13 protein-coding genes are annotated in these 17,867 nt (G+C 46.0%); 6 read left to right on the top strand and 7 right to left on the bottom strand.

Features of this window, described 5'->3' with window-relative positions; genetic code table 11:
- Window positions 1-45: 45 nt before the first annotated feature.
- The 3 genes from L5M37_RS10675 to L5M37_RS10685 form a co-directional block, all read right to left on the bottom strand.
- Window positions 46-483: an ExbD/TolR family protein gene (locus tag L5M37_RS10675; RefSeq protein WP_113939885.1), complete on the bottom strand. Its 438-nt coding sequence runs from the start codon at window positions 481-483 to the stop codon at window positions 46-48.
- Complete coding sequence (locus L5M37_RS10680) at window positions 480-1,235, bottom strand: MotA/TolQ/ExbB proton channel family protein (RefSeq protein WP_263200429.1); 756 nt, start codon at window positions 1,233-1,235, stop codon at window positions 480-482. Before L5M37_RS10680 ends, L5M37_RS10675 begins: the two co-directional genes overlap by 4 nt.
- Window positions 1,236-1,370: 135 nt before the next feature.
- Window positions 1,371-2,258, bottom strand: a complete 888-nt coding sequence (locus L5M37_RS10685; protein ID WP_263200431.1) for an energy transducer TonB — start codon at window positions 2,256-2,258, stop codon at window positions 1,371-1,373.
- Window positions 2,259-2,561: 303 nt separating this feature from the next.
- On the opposite strand from L5M37_RS10685, the gene L5M37_RS10690 reads away from it, so the two are divergent.
- The 4 genes from L5M37_RS10690 to L5M37_RS10705 all read left to right on the top strand — a co-directional run bounded on the left by L5M37_RS10690 (window position 2,562) and on the right by L5M37_RS10705 (window position 7,986).
- Window positions 2,562-4,652, top strand: a complete 2,091-nt coding sequence (locus L5M37_RS10690) for a TonB-dependent hemoglobin/transferrin/lactoferrin family receptor (protein ID WP_263200432.1) — start codon at window positions 2,562-2,564, stop codon at window positions 4,650-4,652.
- A gap of 35 nt (window positions 4,653-4,687) precedes the next feature.
- Window positions 4,688-5,269, top strand: a complete 582-nt coding sequence (hutX, locus tag L5M37_RS10695; RefSeq protein WP_263200434.1) for a heme utilization cystosolic carrier protein HutX — start codon at window positions 4,688-4,690, stop codon at window positions 5,267-5,269.
- Between the two features lie 36 nt (window positions 5,270-5,305).
- The gene (gene hutZ / locus L5M37_RS10700) at window positions 5,306-5,863 is read left to right on the top strand and encodes a heme utilization protein HutZ (RefSeq protein WP_028761546.1); all 558 of its coding nucleotides are present in this window, start codon (window positions 5,306-5,308) and stop codon (window positions 5,861-5,863) included.
- A gap of 218 nt (window positions 5,864-6,081) precedes the next feature.
- Complete coding sequence (locus L5M37_RS10705) at window positions 6,082-7,986, top strand: ABC transporter transmembrane domain-containing protein (RefSeq protein ID WP_263200436.1); 1,905 nt, start codon at window positions 6,082-6,084, stop codon at window positions 7,984-7,986.
- A gap of 75 nt (window positions 7,987-8,061) precedes the next feature.
- Here L5M37_RS10705 and L5M37_RS10710 read toward each other — a convergent pair whose 3' ends face one another.
- The 3 genes from L5M37_RS10710 to L5M37_RS10720 all read right to left on the bottom strand — a co-directional run bounded on the left by L5M37_RS10710 (window position 8,062) and on the right by L5M37_RS10720 (window position 13,292).
- Window positions 8,062-9,663, bottom strand: coding sequence for an AMP-binding protein (locus tag L5M37_RS10710; RefSeq protein WP_113939890.1), 1,602 nt, complete (start codon window positions 9,661-9,663; stop codon window positions 8,062-8,064).
- 523 nt (window positions 9,664-10,186) lie between these two features.
- Window positions 10,187-11,659: a cytochrome c oxidase accessory protein CcoG gene (gene ccoG / locus L5M37_RS10715; RefSeq protein WP_263200438.1), complete on the bottom strand. Its 1,473-nt coding sequence runs from the start codon at window positions 11,657-11,659 to the stop codon at window positions 10,187-10,189.
- A gap of 172 nt (window positions 11,660-11,831) precedes the next feature.
- Window positions 11,832-13,292: a sigma-54 interaction domain-containing protein gene (locus L5M37_RS10720; RefSeq protein ID WP_105250005.1), complete on the bottom strand. Its 1,461-nt coding sequence runs from the start codon at window positions 13,290-13,292 to the stop codon at window positions 11,832-11,834.
- Between the two features lie 369 nt (window positions 13,293-13,661).
- Here L5M37_RS10720 and L5M37_RS10725 point away from each other — a divergent pair, with 369 nt between their 5' ends.
- Entirely contained in the window at window positions 13,662-16,265 is a 2,604-nt protein-coding gene (locus tag L5M37_RS10725; RefSeq protein WP_263200486.1) for a TonB-dependent receptor plug domain-containing protein, read from the top strand.
- Window positions 16,266-16,406: 141 nt separating this feature from the next.
- Here L5M37_RS10725 and L5M37_RS10730 read toward each other — a convergent pair whose 3' ends face one another.
- On the bottom strand, window positions 16,407-16,958 hold the full coding sequence (locus L5M37_RS10730) for a thioredoxin family protein (protein ID WP_263200440.1): 552 nt from the start codon (window positions 16,956-16,958) through the stop codon (window positions 16,407-16,409).
- A gap of 277 nt (window positions 16,959-17,235) precedes the next feature.
- Here L5M37_RS10730 and L5M37_RS10735 point away from each other — a divergent pair, with 277 nt between their 5' ends.
- Window positions 17,236-17,850, top strand: a complete 615-nt coding sequence (locus tag L5M37_RS10735) for a LysE family translocator (RefSeq protein WP_105250002.1) — start codon at window positions 17,236-17,238, stop codon at window positions 17,848-17,850.
- The last annotated feature ends 17 nt before the right edge of the window (window positions 17,851-17,867 follow it).

The following is a 17,867-nucleotide window of genomic DNA, read 5'->3' on the forward strand; positions in this document are numbered from 1 at the left end:
ATGTCAGACTTTTGCTTTCTCGTTTAAATGGCGGGTTCGGATACGCTAGTGCTCCATCAAAATTTGGGTCTGACTGATGGACTGCGTCTGCAATAGTGCAAGCAGTTGCATCAAAGGTTCCACTGGCGCGGCTTTGTCGGCGGCAATGACAACCGTCGCCTTCGGCATAGTCTGAAAATGTGCAGTAAATGCAGTGGTAAAAGTGGCTAAGTCATCAAACTCTTTGCCATCAATAGCCCAATAAGGCGCTGTTGCCATGATATTGATGGCAATTGTTTGTTTGTTGTCGATTACCGTGATGGCCGAGCTTGGGCTTTGTGGCACATCTACCGGCAAACTCAATAATTGGCTATTTGCCGTCAGCAGTAAAAACACCAGCACGATAAAAATAATGTCGATTAACGCGGTTAAATCTAGGCTCGGAAGTTGCTCAGGCGAAGCAATGCCAGCCTGCGATAAGAATGGTTTCTCTGCACTTATCATGTCTGTGGCTCAATTTGAGTATGGGGCTTGGATGCTAATTTTTGCTCGACGCTGGTTTTACTGACTCGGGTGAATGCATGGTAATGATTGGCATCAATTGAAATATCTTCGATACCCGCTAACCAGAGATTGAGTTGATTGAGCACATGCCCAGCACGCAGGCATTGGCCTTGAGCCCAGATCCCAAAAAGATGGGCGGCGGTAATGGCGGGCACGGCGATCATGAGTCCGGCAGCTGTGGTGTTCATCGCAAGGCCCAGTCCAGCACTGAGTTGTGCTGGAGTGACGGGGCCTTGTGATTGCCCGAGTTGGGCAAACATTTCGATGAGTCCCAATACTGTGCCGAGCAAACCGAGTAGTGGACTAATGATGCCAATCACTTGTAAAACCTTGAGTCCGGCTTGCAAGTCGCGTTGTTGCTTATTGAGCCACAGACTGAGTAATTCTTCCCTTAGCACTTTTGGCTGGTGGACTTGTTTGAGTAACAAGGTCGCGCCACGGGCGAGTAAATCTTGCTGTGCGCTGGTTTGCGCTAGCAGCGCGCTGACGTTTTCAGTGGTTGCCGCTGAGCTTGATTGACGCAATGCTTTTACCCAGGCCTGTTTTTTGGGCCAGATTGATAGCAAAGTTTGATGCAAAAACAAGGCGCTACGTTCAAGGCAGATCATCAAAGCTAAAAAAGCACATAACAACAATGGCCAAGTGAGCACGCCGAGTTGAGTCTGTAGGGTTGAAAAATCAGTTACGGGCATTAAGCCTCTCCAATCTATTAAAAAGTAGTTTTATATGTAAGTTAGTAAAACAAAAATCAGGCTAGTTGTGCGGTGGCTAATTCCCTACGAGCTAACTTCCCACGAGCTAATTTTTCAGTGGCAACATTGGGCCTGTTAGTTGAGCGCGAAGCGAATAGGCACTCTGACCTTATAATGACTCGCTAGCCTTTGCGCTGGCGCCGCAAATTGCCAGTTTTCAACTGCATCTAACGCGGCTTGATCTAACAGACTGAACCCTGAGCTTTTTACTAACGTCAGTGCCAGTTGCTCACCAAGTTCGTTAAACATCACTTCTATGGTTGCGGTGCCTTCTAGCCCTTTTTTACGCGCTATCTTTGGATAAGTCGGTTGCGGTTGTGCTGCAGCGAACAGCGGTTTGGCTAATTCCACTATGTTAGTTTGGGCACTGTCAGCTGTTGCACTGGCCACATTTGGGGTCGCTTTTGCATCAACTTCGGCTGCGTTAGTGATTAAATCCATTTGTGCAGTTTTGGGTTCTGTTTGATGTTCAATTTGTTCGAGTCGCTTATGTGCTAAAACGCTTGGATTTAAAGCACTTGAATTTAAAGCACTTGGTTCTAAAGCGTTCGTCGCTAAAGGGTCCGCATTCGGATGATTGTTAGCCGTGGGTTTTGTTGCTGAAGATTTTTTGGCGAGTTGGCTGTCAATTCGTTGATCAGCTTTAGTTTTCGGGATAACCGCCTTATCGACAGATTCTGCTGTTGATACTTTTTGCGCTGTACTGTTTTTTTGCACTGTACTGTTCACAGTGGCTACTTTGGCGTCTGTTTGCTTGATGGGCTCTGCACTCGTGTTGCTTGTAGCGCTAGTCGCGGTAGAAAAATTAAGGGTGACAGTATTCGCGCTGGGAGTGAGTGATGCTTGGTTTACGCTCGATGATTGGGCGCTTGGCTGCATAGTCATAGCGGGTTGTGAGGCGATAACACCCGTCTGGATGGCAACCGTTAACGCGCCAAAGGCAAGATATCGTTTTGGTGTCACAGCAACCTCTTTTTCTAATGAAAGCCATTTTCCTAATTAAGATATCTCAATATAAACAAGATCGCAAATGATAATGATTTGCATTTGATATATTTTATTATCTCAGGTAGAGTGCCTGCAATAGCTCGAATGAGCGCTTAAAAAAGCAGCTAAACCGACGATTTATCCTACTTTATGGGTACTGATTGCCTTGGGCTCGATCTGGAAGAGGCTCAATCTCGAAAGGATTGGCGTCTGGAAAGAGAGTCTAGGCTCAGTAATAAATTGTACGGAAACAGCTGAATATCACTTGAGGATGAAGAGATGAAAAAAAAGCCGTTAGTGATCGCCATGGCGATAGCACTGAGTGGTACGGCCCTAAGTTTTACGTTAGCGGCAGAGGAAAGTGTTAAGCCTGTTGTTCAACAGGATGCGAATAAAAAACTAGTCACAACAGAGTTTGATGAAGTGTTAGTGAGTGCAACACGCATTAGTGAAAAAGCCTCCGAAACCAGCCGTAGCGTGGCAGTGGTGGATGAAGAGCAACTTACGGTCGCCCAAGCATCATCAGTTGCCAATGCCCTTAAAAATGAGGCGAATATTACGTTGACCAATGGCCCAAGAGCTTCATCTCAAGGGGTTGAAATCCGTGGTTTAAGTGGCGATCGTGTGTTGCAAACAATTGACGGCGCAAGACAAAATACCAGCTCTGGTCACAGAGGTACCTACTTTATGGACCCAGAGTTGCTCAAATCCATCGAAGTGCTGCGCGGCCCTGCCAGTAGCTTGTGGGGCAGTGGTGCCCTCGGTGGCGTCGTAGCGCAGAATACTAAGTCGGCACAAGATTTTTTAGCACCAGACGAGACCTTTGGTGGCTATTTCAAACAAGGTTATGAGACCAATGGCTCCCGCACTAAAACCAGTGGCGCTATCTATGGTCAACAAGACAGCATCGATTGGTTACTCAATGGTTCCTATTACGATTCAAACAATATAAAAACCGGTAATGACGAAACTCTAAATAACAGTGCATCCCAAGGCAGCAGTGGTTTAGCTAAATTCGGTTGGCAAGCCGACGAGGCATCACGGTTAGAGTTATCTGCAAGAGCCAGCAAAAACAATGAATTAGTACCTAGCAATCCTTCTGCTGCTGTGAGTAGTTCAGTGCCTTTGGTGCGCCGCAAGACTGACGATCAAAACCTCACCCTAAACTATAGTCTCAATCCTGCTAATAACCCGTATCTGGATACTAAGATGCAAGTGTATTGGAACAGTACCGATTACGATGAAGACCGTATTACGAAAGGTCAGCAAGACAGTACTGAGTTCCGCACTGTGGGGATTAACCTTAATAACAGTTCGCGTTTAGGCAATACTCTGTTGACCTACGGGGTCGATGGTTTTCGCGATACTATAGAAACGACGCGTGATGATTCGGGCCAAGTGGGCCAGCGTCCAGAGAATATCGATGGCGAAACCACAGTATGGGGCGCTTTTACGCGTGCGGATATCGAGCTGACTCAGACGTTAAATCTTGATGCGGGTCTGCGTTATGACAGCTTTAAAAATGACAGCCATAATCTCAACTTATCCTCAGATGACAATGAGTTATCACCATCGCTTGGCTTGGTGTGGCAGACTCAGCCTTGGTTGACCTTAAGTGCCCGTTACGATCAAGCTTTCCGCGCACCTACGGTAGAGGAAATGTTCTCCAGTGGTACCCACTATTGCATCCCGCCAATCCCCGGATTTTTACCCCAAGGTTTATGTAACACCTTCGCGGTGAATTCGGATCTAAAAGCAGAGACTGCGCGCAATAAAGAAATCAAAGCGGACTTACGTTTCAGTGAGTTAGCGGGTGATGATGAACTGGCGTTAACGTTTAACATTTTCCGTAACGATGTGGACGATTTTATCGTGCAGCAAGTGTCTAATCCTTGGCGTGGCATTCCTGGATTCGAGCAAACGACCTCATGGAATAACGTTGAAGATGCACGTTTAACAGGTTTTGAAATTAGCGGTCGTTACCGTATTGGCCAAACTCGCTTAGCGATGAATTACGGCCAAACCCATGGCGAAGATCGTCAAACGGGCGATGACATAGAAGGTATACCCGCCAATAAGTTCAATATCGATTTATCCCAAGGCATTATGGAAGGTGACATGAAACTCGGCACTCGCGTCACTTATGTGGCGACGCAGTCGAATACGCCTGACGGCTTTAAAGTGGCGAAATATGACGATTACACCCTATGGGATGTGTATGTTGCGTGGGAGCCGACTATGGGCGCGATGGCGGGTGTGAGAGTGGATTTCGCAATCGAAAATATCGGTGATGAGAAGTATCAACAAGCGTGGCAAACCTTGTATCAACCGGGTCGTAATATGAAGTTATCGGCGCGCTATATGTTCTAAGCCACCTAATAGTCACTACCGCTGGAGACAGTAAAATGAAGATGACACTCGATACCGAGCTCGATGTCGCGCCAGATTTAAGCTCTGAGCAACGTCAGCTAAGTGAGCTACAGGCGCAATTGCGACAACGATTTGAACAACAAGCTGATTTAATGCCAGCACAGCTCGCCAGTGAATTAGGCATTGCCGAGCTTGAAGTGGTTGCAGCGCTGCCGCCCGAACAAGTGGTGTTTGTTCCGTTAACTCAGCTCGATACCTTACTGCAAGCCTTACCCAAATGGGGAAAGTTAACCACTATTGTGATGTTATCTGGCAGCGTATTTGAATTTAAAGGGGATTTCCCCGAGGGAAAATACGCCCACGGTTATTACAACCTCTACAGCAAGGGGGACGGTTTGCATGGTCATCTCAAATTGGATGCAATGAGTGGTATCGCCTTGATCAGCAGACCTTTTAGAGGCAGCGAGAGCCATTCGATTAACTTTTTCGGCAGTGAAGGTGAGGTAGTGTTCAAAGTGTATTTAGGTCGTGATAAACAAAGAGCACTGTTTCCTGAGCAAGTTCGCCAATTTAAAGCGCTCGCGACTGCCTTTGCCTCGGTGCAATCACACTTCTGAATTGAGCATTAACAAAAGTATTAAGGAAAACAGCAAATGAAGCCTGAAATTACCGAACAAGAACAACGTTTAAGAGACAAACTCTTACCCGAAATCGAAGCCTTTAAACAGCAGCGCGAGACCTTACAACTGGCCACCATTGGTACAGATGGCCAGCCGAATGCGAGCTATGCGCCCTTCGCACTGGCCGATGATGGTTTTTATATTTTGGTGAGTGACTTAGCCCGTCACGGTCATAATTTAAAGCACTCATCTAAGGTCTCTGTGATGTTAGTTGAAGATGAAACTGCGGCCAAATCGGTTTTTGCCCGCAAGCGTTTAACCTTCGATGCGATTGCCGAGGCAGTGCCCCGCGATACGCCCGCCTTCAGCAAAGGTGTTGGTGTGTTATCGGCACGTTTTGGCGAAATGTCCGATAACCTTGCGGCGTTAACCGATTTTAACTTATATAAGCTCGCGCCCCATCAGGGTCTTTACGTCAAAGGTTTTGGCCAAGCATTTAGCCTGAGCGGCGCAGAGTTGTTAGATGTGGATTGGAAGCGCGATGGCCACCACGGCACGCCAAAAACGCCGGAAAACAAGCAAGTCGCTTAAGTCGCGCTAAGCGATGGCAATAAAACAAACCCGCACTCGCTGCGGGTTTCTTTTATGCTTTTCTTTTGAGTAAAACCACACAGCCCTTGAATTCCACTGCAAGAGGTAGCATCTCACTTATATGCTTTAAGTCATGCTGCGCGGTTAACGGCTGCAGATGATCCAATTCATGCTGATGTTATATTTGAATTGCCTTACCTACCTCAAGGATGCTACCCGTGACCGAGCCGACAACCGAACTCGCCAAATCATCTGAACCCATTAAAGCGGGGGCTGAGCCATTGCCCGAAAAGTTAATTCCAGTCACGCCTACAACAAGCGCTGATAAATCAAAGGCTAAATGGACCTCGGCGCAGCAAAGATCGGTATTGCCTTGGATTATGGGGTTTCTTAAACCCTACAAACTGAAAGTTGTCGCGGCGATTATCTGCTTGATGATCGGGTCACTCGCTTGGCTATCATTGGGCCAAGGTGTGCGCTTGATGGTCGATGAAGGCTTTGTAAGGGATAATGCGCAGCGGCTGAATGAAATCATACTGTTAGTGCTCGGAATTACCGCCGTCAGTGGCACAGCTGTGTTTTGCCGCTTCTATTTGATGACTTGGCTTGGTGAGCGGGTCAGCGCCGATATTCGTCTAACGGTTTACAATCAACTGCTTAAACTTTCTCCCGCCTTTTACGCTAAGGTACGCACCGGTGAAGTGATCTCCCGTTTTACCGCCGATTCTACTTTGTTACAAACTGTGGTGGGTTCGAGTCTGTCCATGGCGCTGCGCTCTAGCGTAACTGTGCTTGGTGGTTTAGTTATGATGGGTATCACTAGCGTTAAGATGACATTGCTGGTGTTGTTGGCTGTGCCCTTAGTGTTAGGGCCGGTGATCTTTTTCGGCCGTAAAGTCCGTACGCTGGCGCGAGAAAGCCTAGATAGGGTTGCCGATCTCGGCGCTTATGTTGATGAAACGCTTCATGAAATCCATACGGTGCAAGCCTATGGGCATGAAGATAAAGACCGTAGCTTGTTCAATCGCCGCGTCGAAGATGTCATGTCTGCGGCCAGTGGCCGGATCCGTTACCGTGCCTTATTGATCTCAACCGTGATGTTTTTAAGTATCGCCGCAATTGCTATGGTGACTTGGGTCGGTGCCCACGATGTGATGGCGGGTAAGATGACGGGCGGTGAGTTATCTGCCTTTATGTTTTACGCTGTGATGGTCGCGGGCGCAGTAGCGACGATTAGCGAAGTGATAGGCGAAATTCAGCGGGCTTCTGGCGCCGCCGAACGTTTAATCGAACTGGCTGAAACACAAGTGGATATTCCCGTTGCAACTCATCCTGTGAGTTTACCCGCCAAGGTCAGTGGCGAGTTAATGATTGAAGGGCTCAATTTTGCCTATCCAGAGCATGATGCCTTAGTGCTAAAACAGCTCAATATGAGCATTGCTGCGGGTGAGCGGGTCGCCTTAGTGGGGCCAAGTGGCGCAGGTAAAAGTACCTTGTTCCAGTTGTTGCAACGCTTTTATGTGCCTAGCGCTGGCAGTATTCGACTGGAAGGTATTGATATTGCTAATCTTCTTCCGCAGGAGTTGCGGTCGCAGTTTGCTCTAGTGCCGCAGGACTCGGTGATTTTTGCGACTAGCGTACTTGAAAACGTGCGTTATGGTCGAGTCGATGCCACCGAGCAAGAAGTGATAGATGCCTGTATTGCGGCCCGTGCCCACGAGTTTATTAGCGAGTTTACTGAAGGTTATCAAACCTATTTAGGCGAGCGTGGCGTGCGGCTTTCTGGTGGACAAAAACAACGTATTGCCATTGCGCGGGCGATTTTAGCCGACAGACCGATATTGTTACTCGATGAAGCGACCAGCGCTTTAGATGCGGTGAGCGAGCAGAAAGTGAAGCAAGCGTTGGACGTATTGATGGCGGGTAAAACGACTTTGATTATTGCTCACCGTCTATCGACGGTAATTAATGCTGATAGGATTTTTGTATTTGATAAGGGTGAGGTTGTCGCCTGCGGTCGCCATCAAGAGTTAATGCAATCTAATGCGTTATATCGTGAATTTGCCAGTCTGCAATTGTTAACCGAAGAGGCCAATGCCAGCGCCTTGAATGAGACCGTGTAGGTAAAATAAAACCCAGTCGCTAGCTAAAACGCTTAAGCTAGCTCACTGGGTTAGCTTTGTCTTTAAATGCGTTTTTTAAGCTTTATCTTTTAGCTCGCGGCGCAGAATTTTACCTACGGTACTTTTAGGTAATTGCGCCATAAATTCAATGATTTTTGGCAATTTATAGGCGGTTAACTGCTCGCGGCAATAGGTTAGAATGGCCTCTTTAGCCTGTTGATGATCTTGGCTATCATCCTTTAGCACGATAAAGGCTTTAACCGCTTCACCCGAGTGTTCATCTTTTACTCCCACCACGGCGCATTCGATCACATTAGGGTGGCTCGCTAGGACGTTTTCCACTTCGTTGGGATAGACATTAAAACCTGAGACTATGATCATATCTTTTTTACGATCAACTATTTGGTGGAAACCTTCTGCTGTTGCTATGGCAATATCCCCAGTTTTAAAGAAGCCCTCTTGAGTCATGGCATTAGCGGTTTCCTGCGGATTATTCCAATATCCCCGCATGACTTGTGGGCCGCGTGCGGCTAATTCTCCGGCCTTACCTAAGGGCACTTCAATGTCGTTTTCATCTAAGAGTTTAACCTCAGTGCCAATCACCGGTTTACCAATAGTGCCTAGTTTTTGATAACCGGGTGCATTGAGTGAAATCACCGGCGAAGTTTCAGATAGGCCATAACCTTCGCTGATCATGTTGCCTGTCGTCTGTTGCCAAATGTTGGCCGCCGCGGCCGTCAGTGCTGTGCCGCCCGAGATGGTGATTTTTAAATGGCTAAAGTCGAGTGCTTTAAACTCGGGTTGATGGCATAGGGCGACAAACAGAGTATTGAGTCCTGCAAATCCAGTGAAGGGATATTTGGCGAGTGTCTTAATTAAGCCGCTAATATCCCGTGGATTTGGAATTAATACCGAGCAGCCGCCACACTCGAAATACAGCACTAAGTTCACCATAAATGCATAAATATGGTAAATCGGTAGCGGTGCAACGAAGATATCTTCCCCTTCGGTGATCACGCTCGCGATGCGGGATTTTACCTGCGCCGCATTAGCGAGCATATTGCCGTGGGTCAACATAGCACCTTTAGATAATCCAGTGGTGCCGCCCGTATATTGCAACGCCGAGAGGTCGTCGAGATTTGAGATAAATCGGCTAAAGGGGAGTTCTGCGCCTTGTTTTAAAATTTGGCAAAACTCCACATTCTTCAGGCCTGTCTTAGGCTGTACGTGCGGATCGATCAAATCTAAAGGGTGGGTTGAAATGACATATTCTATTTTGGTGCTGTCGATGACTTTGGCTAAGGTCGGTAATAGATCGGATAACACCACGATCGCTTTGGCACCAGAATCATTGAACTGATGGATGAGCTCACGCTCGGTATATAGGGGATTAGTGTTAACAAGGATAAGCCCAGCCCTGATTGCGCCGTAGGCCGCGATGACAAATTGGGTGATATTAGGCAATTGAATGGCGATGCGATCGCCCGGTTTGAGTGTGGTCTTATTTTGTAAATAGGCGGCAAAGTAACGAGAATCGCGTTCTATCTCGTTAAAACTGCTGGTTTTACCGAGACAGGCATAGGCGGGTTTATCACCGTAACGCAGGCTGGTTTTCTCGATCAGATCGACCAGTGATGAGTAGTTTAGTTTGAGTTGAGAGTCTTGATCGTATGCCATGCTGAACTACCTCAAAGATGATGTTTATTAGTTGTTATTATTTTGGAGTTAAACAGGTGTTTAGATTAGAGGGTGTTAGCACTAGAGGTCAATGCTTATCGCGAAAAACATCTTTATGCCAATAACGGTATCTTTATGTAACAAATAGTATTTTTACTCTAAAGCTGAGTGTTTAACTATAGCTTAGTTATCTTAGAAGCTTAGTTATCTAATGAACCACAAAACCTAAATAAGAGTTGAAGGAAAGACAATTTAAAATTTGTAACCGTTATGTTTCTAAGGATTAAGATTGAATCTGCTCAATTTGCTTTGTCTATGCGCCGTTTAACGGGGAGAAATTTCAGCTTTGTAGGTGTTTAAGGTTTTATTCCGATGTATGAGACGTTAAAGATCAGGTTGTCATTTGGGGATGAATATCTGCCTTTAACCGGCGCTTGAGTTGATTCCTCAAGCGCCGATTGGCTAGTTAATTTGATGATGACCAATGTTACGGTAACTCATATTAAGCGCTAAAAGCTTAGTGCTAAGGACTGAAGAATCCGGTTTCTTGGCTCACTTGTTGTGTTGGCTGTTTAACATCCGTCACCGAGAATTGGATAATTTTGCGCCCCGAGGGGATGGCATCCTTATCGGCTAATACTGTGACGGGATAGTCCACTTGTTCACCCGCTGCCAAGGTAATAATAGGATCGGCAATCAAGCTAAAGGGCATTTCACTGTCGACGGCGAGTTGATATTGCTTAGTATCTTGTGTCTTGTTGCGGATCTTCAGCTGATAGGTATTTTCAACTTTATTATCCGAGGTTTCACGGTACAAGCTTTGACGATCACGGATCACGTTAAGCTGGATCTCGCTGCGGCTATTTAAGTCTAACCCTATGACGATAAACATGATAATGACCGCTGCACCGTAGCCTAAGAAACGCGGCGAGCGCCAATAGGAGTAATTCACTCCCTTAAGATCATTTTCACTCATATAGCCGATAAGATTCTGCTTGTAATCGAACTTCAACATAGTCTCATTACAGGCATCGACACAGGCGCCGCAGTTAATACACTCATATTGCAAGCCGTTACGAATATCTATCCCTGTTGGGCAAACTTCGACACACAAATTACAGTCAACACAGTCACCTAAAGTATGGTCATCGTGATTGTTCTCTTGTTTACGTTTGCGAGGGCCACGGGCTTCACCGCGCTGTGCATCATAGGTCACGGTTTTAGTGTTGGCATCGAACATCACAGCTTGGAAACGTGAATAGGGGCAGCAATGTAAGCACATTTGCTCGCGCATCCAGCCCGCATTGAGATAAGTACAAATGGCGAAAAACCACACCCAGCTTGTCACCCAGAAGCTGGCATTACCCGTCAAGATGTCCACATAAAGTTCGCGGGCGGGAATAAAATAACCGATAAAACCACAGCCAGTGAGCAGAGCTGTTAGACCCCAAAGTAAGTGTTTTGCACTTCTTTTACCGATTTTACTGCTAGTCCAAGGGGCTTTGTCGAGCTGCTTACGTTTATTACTGCTGCCTTCGATGCGCGTTTCTATCCACACATAGATAAAGGTCCAAGCTGTTTGTGGGCAAAGGTAACCGCACCAAACACGGCCCCAAAATACGGTAATGAAAAACAGACCGAAGGCGGCGGCGATAAAAATCCATGCCAGCAACGTAAAGTCCTGTGGCCAGAGCGTGATACCAAAGAAAAAAAACTGTTGTTGGCTGATATCTAACAGTATTGCTTGGCGGCCATCAATAGAGATAAACGGCAGGGCGAAAAACATCACGATCAATAGGCTATTCATCATGGTTCGCAGGCGCTGAAAATCACCTTTTTGCTCACGAAAATGGATATTGCCAGAGGGGAGACGACTTTTTGCTGCGGTTTCAGTAGAGAGGTTTTTAACCGGAATGTGTAGCTCTACTGAGGCAGGTTTCGCGCCCACACTCTTATTTACACTTGGAGAATTTGGGGTAACTTCGCTCTTGGGCATAAAGGGTCCTAACGGCTTAAATAAGATTCGCCTCCCTATAGCAAGCGCTAGGCCAAGTTTTAATTGGCTCAACATCATGATATTTATAATTATTTTGTGATTGGAACTAGATGCGGATCACGATATATCACACATTGGCGATATATCGTGTTTTTAGTGTGCTCGTTTTGAATTAGATTTCACTCGATTGACGCTGGATCCCCAATTTTTTCATTCGCGATCTCAGTGTACTTGCGGGCACACCGAGGACATTCGCTGCGCCGAGTGGGCCGGATATGCGCCAGTTTAAGCGCTTAAGGGTTTGTTCTATATGCAGCGCTTCCGCTTCCGCTAAGGTTTGCCCTTGGGTTTGAGCTAAGGGATTATTGCTCGGCATAGCGTGGATCTGCAGAATATCTCCTTGGGATAGAATGGCTTCGCGTTCGAGGATATTTTGCAGTTCGCGCACATTGCCCGGCCAAGTATAAGCCATGAGTTTTTGTAGCCCTTTTTGGCTCACTCCACGAATTTTTTTACCTAGCTTACGATTCAAGTTGTGCAGAATATGGCTGACGAGTTCGGGAATATCTTCGATCCTCGCGCGCAGTGGTGGCACTTGAATAGGGAATACATTCAAGCGGTAATAGAGATCCATCCGAAATAATCCCTGTTCGACTCGCTTGAGTAAATCGTGGTGACTGGCGGCGACTAAGCGAATATCCACTTGAATGGTTTCGCTGCCACCGAGACGTTCAAAGGATTGTTCTTGGATGACTCGCAGTAGTTTTGATTGGGCTTCTAAACTGAGTTCAGCGACTTCGTCGAGGAACAGTGTGCCTTGATGAGCAAGTTCGAAGCGACCTTTACGGCGGCTTGTGGCGCCAGTAAATGCCCCCTTCTCGTGACCAAAGAGTTCACTTTCTAGTAAAGATGCCGAAAACGCGGCACAGTTGACACTGATCATGGGTTTATCTTTGCGGCGACTGAGCTGATGTAAGTTACGGGCAACGAGTTCTTTTCCTGTGCCATTTTCACCACAAATGAGCACAGTACTGTCGGTATTGGCCACCATGTGCAATTGCTGGATCATATGGCGGATCACTGTACTGGCACCCGAAATATCCACATCACCCGTTTTGTCTGCCAACTCTGCCTGTAGATAATGATTTTCAGAGGCGAGTCGCTCCGAGAGTGCTTGTACTTGGGCTAGGGCTTGGCGTAATGACTGCTCTGTTTGTTTTTGAATACTAATGTCGCGAAATATCGCGACTACGCCAATCAGTTGATTGTCACGGTAAACAGGGGTGGAACTGTAATGAACGGGGAAGCTACTGCCATCTTTACGCCAAAATACATCGTGGGTGATTTCTCGGGTGATCCCATCCTTTAAGGTGTTGTAAATCGGACAATCCTCTTGGGGATAATGACTGCCATCTGCATGGCTGTGATGGTGGCAGTTATGGATGTTTTTACCGAGTAGCTCTTCATTCTTCCAACCCGTCATGCGTTCGGCTGCCGGATTGATAAACACCGCATTACCGCTTAAATCAAATCCATAAATACCTTCGCCGACAGCGTTGAGCAGTAACTGGTTTTCCGGTAAGAAATGCTTATCTATCGATTTTTCATTATTGACTGAAATCTTATTGGTCATCTGTCTTACTCTGGTTTTGGCGGTATTTTCTGAGTATACCTTAAGTACTGTGACGCGATATATCGTGTTTTTGATTATGCCCTTTAAGCATTTTTTCTTTGGTGATTTTTCTGCTCACACTTTTTGCCGTTCGAGTACATTTTACTTGGTGCCATACTCTAAAAAATATTTTCATCTAAGAAATTGATATAAAAGATAAATGACTAATATTCATTCAAAAGTCTGATTTAACATTGGATATTGTTTAATTTGTGTTATAAAAATGTTTGTGTAATGTGATTTTGCGTTGACCGTGGTAGCAAGGTTTAGGGACGAGAATCGCACAAAGCAGGTCAGGTATTCTAAAAATAATAAGCAGTTGGGATGAATATGATGACCTCAAAGAAGCAGAAGTTTGGATTAAGTGCAGTGAGTTTGGCGATTACTCTAGCTTTGTCTGGTAGTTTAATCAGTCCGCAGGCAATAGCAGAAGAAGATGAGACGGCTGTTAAAAATGAGAACGTTGAAAAAATTGCAGTTGTAGGGTCCCGTGCTGCGCCACGCTCAATCGGCGATTCTCCCGTTCCTATTGATATTATTAGTAGTGACGACCTTAAAAAAAATGGCTCAACTGACATGATTGATATGTTAGTGACTTCGGTGCCATCGTTTAACTCACGCGCTCAACCGATCAGTGATGCAGCAACCTTAGTTCGTCCCGTTAATTTACGGGGTTTGCCATCAGACAGTACGCTAGTGCTAGTCAACGGTAAGCGTCGTCACCGTGCATCTGTGATTGCGTTTCAAGGTGGTGGTATTAACGATGGCGCTCAAGGTCCTGATATCTCAGTTATTCCTGGTTCTGCATTAAAGCAAGTTGAAGTGTTACGCGACGGCGCTGCGGCGCAGTATGGGTCGGATGCGATTGCCGGAGTCATGAACTTTGTTTTAAAAGATAATTCCGAGGGTGGTTCCATCACTGTGACCCAAGGAGAATATTACGAGGGTGATGGTGCTACAACTACGGTCGAAGGGGATGTCGGTTTACCTGTGACTGAAAATGGCTTCGTCAATTTAAGCTTCCAGTATAAAAATGCTGGCTCCACTAACCGTAGTGTGCAGCGTCCTGATGCGGCTAACTTAGCCGAGCAGGGTAATACCGCGATCAATGACCCCGCTCAAGTGTGGGGTAATCCTGAAATTAATGATGACTATTCAGTGTTCATCAACTCAGGCTTAGACATTAATGCCAACATGCATGCCTATGCCTTTGGTAATCTGTCTTCCCGCGATGCCGTGGGAGGCTTCTATTATCGTTACCCGCAAAATCGTAGCAACGTGTATTCCAATGACGAGGGTCAGAATTTACTCGTGGGCGCGGTTAATGGTGATAAAACGACTTGTGCGGCAGTGCCTATTCCTAAAATTGATACAAATAACGACGGTATTCCTGATAGTGACGGCAACGTACTCGACACTGATGCATACAAGGCGATGGTTGCCGACCCAAATTGCTTTGCTATGAACCAGATATTTCCAGGTGGCTATACGCCACAGTTCACCGGCACCATTGAAGATATGTCCTTCTTCGCAGGTGTAAAAGGCGATATCGGTGAATGGAATTATGATTTCAGTGCTGGTACGGGGGCGAACAAAGCCAGTTTTGGTCTTAAAAATTCGTTGAATCCATCACTGGGATTAGATACCCCGACGGATTTCGATACGGGAGCTTATGAGCAAGTTGAAACTACCGTTAACCTCGATTTCTCGCGCTTCATAACCTTAGGAGGCATTGAAGACATTAGTTTTGCTTCTGGTTTTGAATGGCGAAATGAGTCGTTTGAGATTTCTCAAGGTGATGAAGCCTCGTGGATTGCTGGCCCTTATGCTAGTCAAGGTTTCAACATTGGTGCGCATGGTTTTAAAGGCTTTGGCCCAGAGTCTGCGGGTAAAAACTCACGTCATAACATAGGTATTTATACTGATTTAGAAGCTTATTTAAGTGATGACTGGTTACTCGGTTTAGCACTGCGCTACGAAGACTTTTCAACCTTTGGTGATACGTTAAATTACAAATTGACGTTGCAGTATTCTGCAACGGATGAATTGTCGTTCCGCGCCTCACACAGCACCGGCTTTCGTGCACCAACCGTGGGCCAAGAAAACGTCGTCAACACGCAGACATCGATTATCGAAGGTGAACTGATCCAGACCTTTATTGCCCCCCCAACCGATCCGCTTGCGGCATTCTATGGCGGAGAAGTGCTAAAGCCTGAAGAGTCAATAAGCTATGCGTTAGGTGCTGTATATGAATACGAAAGCTTTTTCTTAACGGTCGATTATTACAACATTGGCGTAGAGGGCCGTATTGCGCAGTCGAGTAAGATTGATGTTGAAGCTAAAGATTATGATGCCTTACGTGCAGCTGGCGTTGAGTTCCCTGAGTTAATCCAAGGCGTGAGCTATTACACCAATGACTTTGATACTACGACTCAAGGTATCGACATCGTCGCCTCCTATGATGCAGAAATCCTGTCGGGTAATGCTAAGTTCAGTCTTGCCTATGGTTGGACCGATACCAGCGTTGATAAGTTTGATCTTAAAACGACCGATGCGGGTAAAGTTCGCCGTTTAGAAGATGGTATCCCCGCACATCGTGCCACCTTAACTTGGGCACAGTCTTGGGACAAGGTAACCCTGTCACTGCGTGGTAACTATTTTGGTGAGTACTATGCGACTCACGCTGATGATACCTCTGATTGGGGCTCTGAAATGGCTGATGCTGCAGTGACCGTCGATCTTGAAATGAGCTATCAATTACTTGATGGCTTAACACTGGCAGTAGGGGCGAATAACCTATTCGACCAAAAAGCGCAAAAGCTGAAAGTGGGCGATGATTACGCTTATTCTCAACTTGGTGGCGTTTACTATGAAAGTGGGCCATTCGATTACAACGGCGGTTTCTACTATGGTCGAGTGAATTACCGTTTTTAATGAGTAAGCCAATTTATAGAAGCGATTTCTAACCCACCTTTCAAGAAATTTGGCTTTTATAAATAGAAGTGAAGTAAGCAAAAAGGCTGCAATGCAGCCTTTTTTATTCGTATTTGACTCGTCCTAAATATGGTTTAGTGCTTAGTTACGATTCGTTTGCGCGGCAACTAAACCATTTAACACATCACTCATACTGAGTTTTGACGGCAAGAGAATTCCATTGGGGGCGTTTGGACCATAAATTTTATTGTAGGGCGTGCCGGGCACACCTTCGTGGCGCATATAGGTTTCAATCGTTTTATTCGCCTCACTCCAGTTACCTTGCATCAGAATGATATTGTCGGCCATCAAGGCATTTACAATTTGCTCCCTGTGGGTGACTTCCGCTTTATTCGTTTGGCAGATGGTGCACCAATCAGAGGTAATATCGACAAAGACGGTATAGCCTTGGGCAACCAGAGGCGCGATTTTCTCTGGGGCTAAGGTGTGCCATTGTAGTTTTTGATAGGCTTGGTAATCCTCGCTTTTGTGCACAAATCCAATAATAGCACTGAGTCCTAAGGCGAAAAATCCCAGCACAAAAATCACCGTCAGCGGTATGGTTTTACCTTTTTGTCTTTGCCAAAGCAGTAATAAGATCGCACCTATTAATAGGCAAAGAATAAAAATACTGATCAGCGTTATAGTGTTCATAAAATTTCCTGATTGAGAATCGCCTTTGTGATAATAGCGATGAAGGCTTAGGTATTAAGGTTTGGCTATAAAGACTTAGGTTAACGCTAATCTTAGCGGTTAACGGCTTAAATCAGTGTGAATTTATGGGATTATCGCGTTTGGGATTCTCTTAAATGACTGTTCATTTATTGAAAATGGATTTATTAGCGTTAACGCCTTGATGACGCGATGTTAGAATAGCAAGCAAGTTTAAGGCCCAGCAGTGGGCATTTTTATTCGGCGAAAGGTGTCATCAATGAGTTGGAGTACTTGGTTAGGTTTATTGGCTATTTGTTGTTTGGGGGCTATGTCGCCGGGCCCAAGTTTGACTATGGTAGTACGTCATACTTTAGGTGGTGGGCGGGGAAAGGGTATCGTTTGTGCTTGGGCACACTCGATAGGGATTGGGATCTATGCGCTGGTGACGTTACTGGGCTTAGCCGTAGTCCTTAAAAAGGCGCCCTTAGTCTTTAATGGCATTGCGATTCTCGGTGCCTTATACCTTGCTTGGATGGGAGTTCAAGCGCTGCGTTCCAATGGCGGTATGCAAGCTAAATTGGCTGCAGGGGAGGCGACAGATACCTTAACCGCAGCCCGTGATGGTATTGCTATTTCTTTATTCAACCCTAAGATAATGCTATTTTTTCTTGCGTTATTCAGCCAATTTGTGATGGTCGCCGACAGCATGACGGCTAAAGCATTAATTGTTTTTACACCGTTAGTGGTCGATGGTCTTTGGTACACCTTGATAGCCTTATTGCTATCCCACTCGAGTGTGTTGCCTAAGTTGAGAGAAAAAGCGGGGTTAATTGATAAGTTATCCGGCGTAGTATTGATATTGCTGGCGATTCGTGTGGTGTACACGCTTTAGTGATCTATCTAAAATCA

Origin of the sequence: Shewanella sp. SM69 (genome assembly GCF_025653985.1) — a bacterium.
Taxonomy (GTDB): Bacteria; Pseudomonadota; Gammaproteobacteria; order Enterobacterales; family Shewanellaceae; genus Shewanella; species Shewanella oncorhynchi.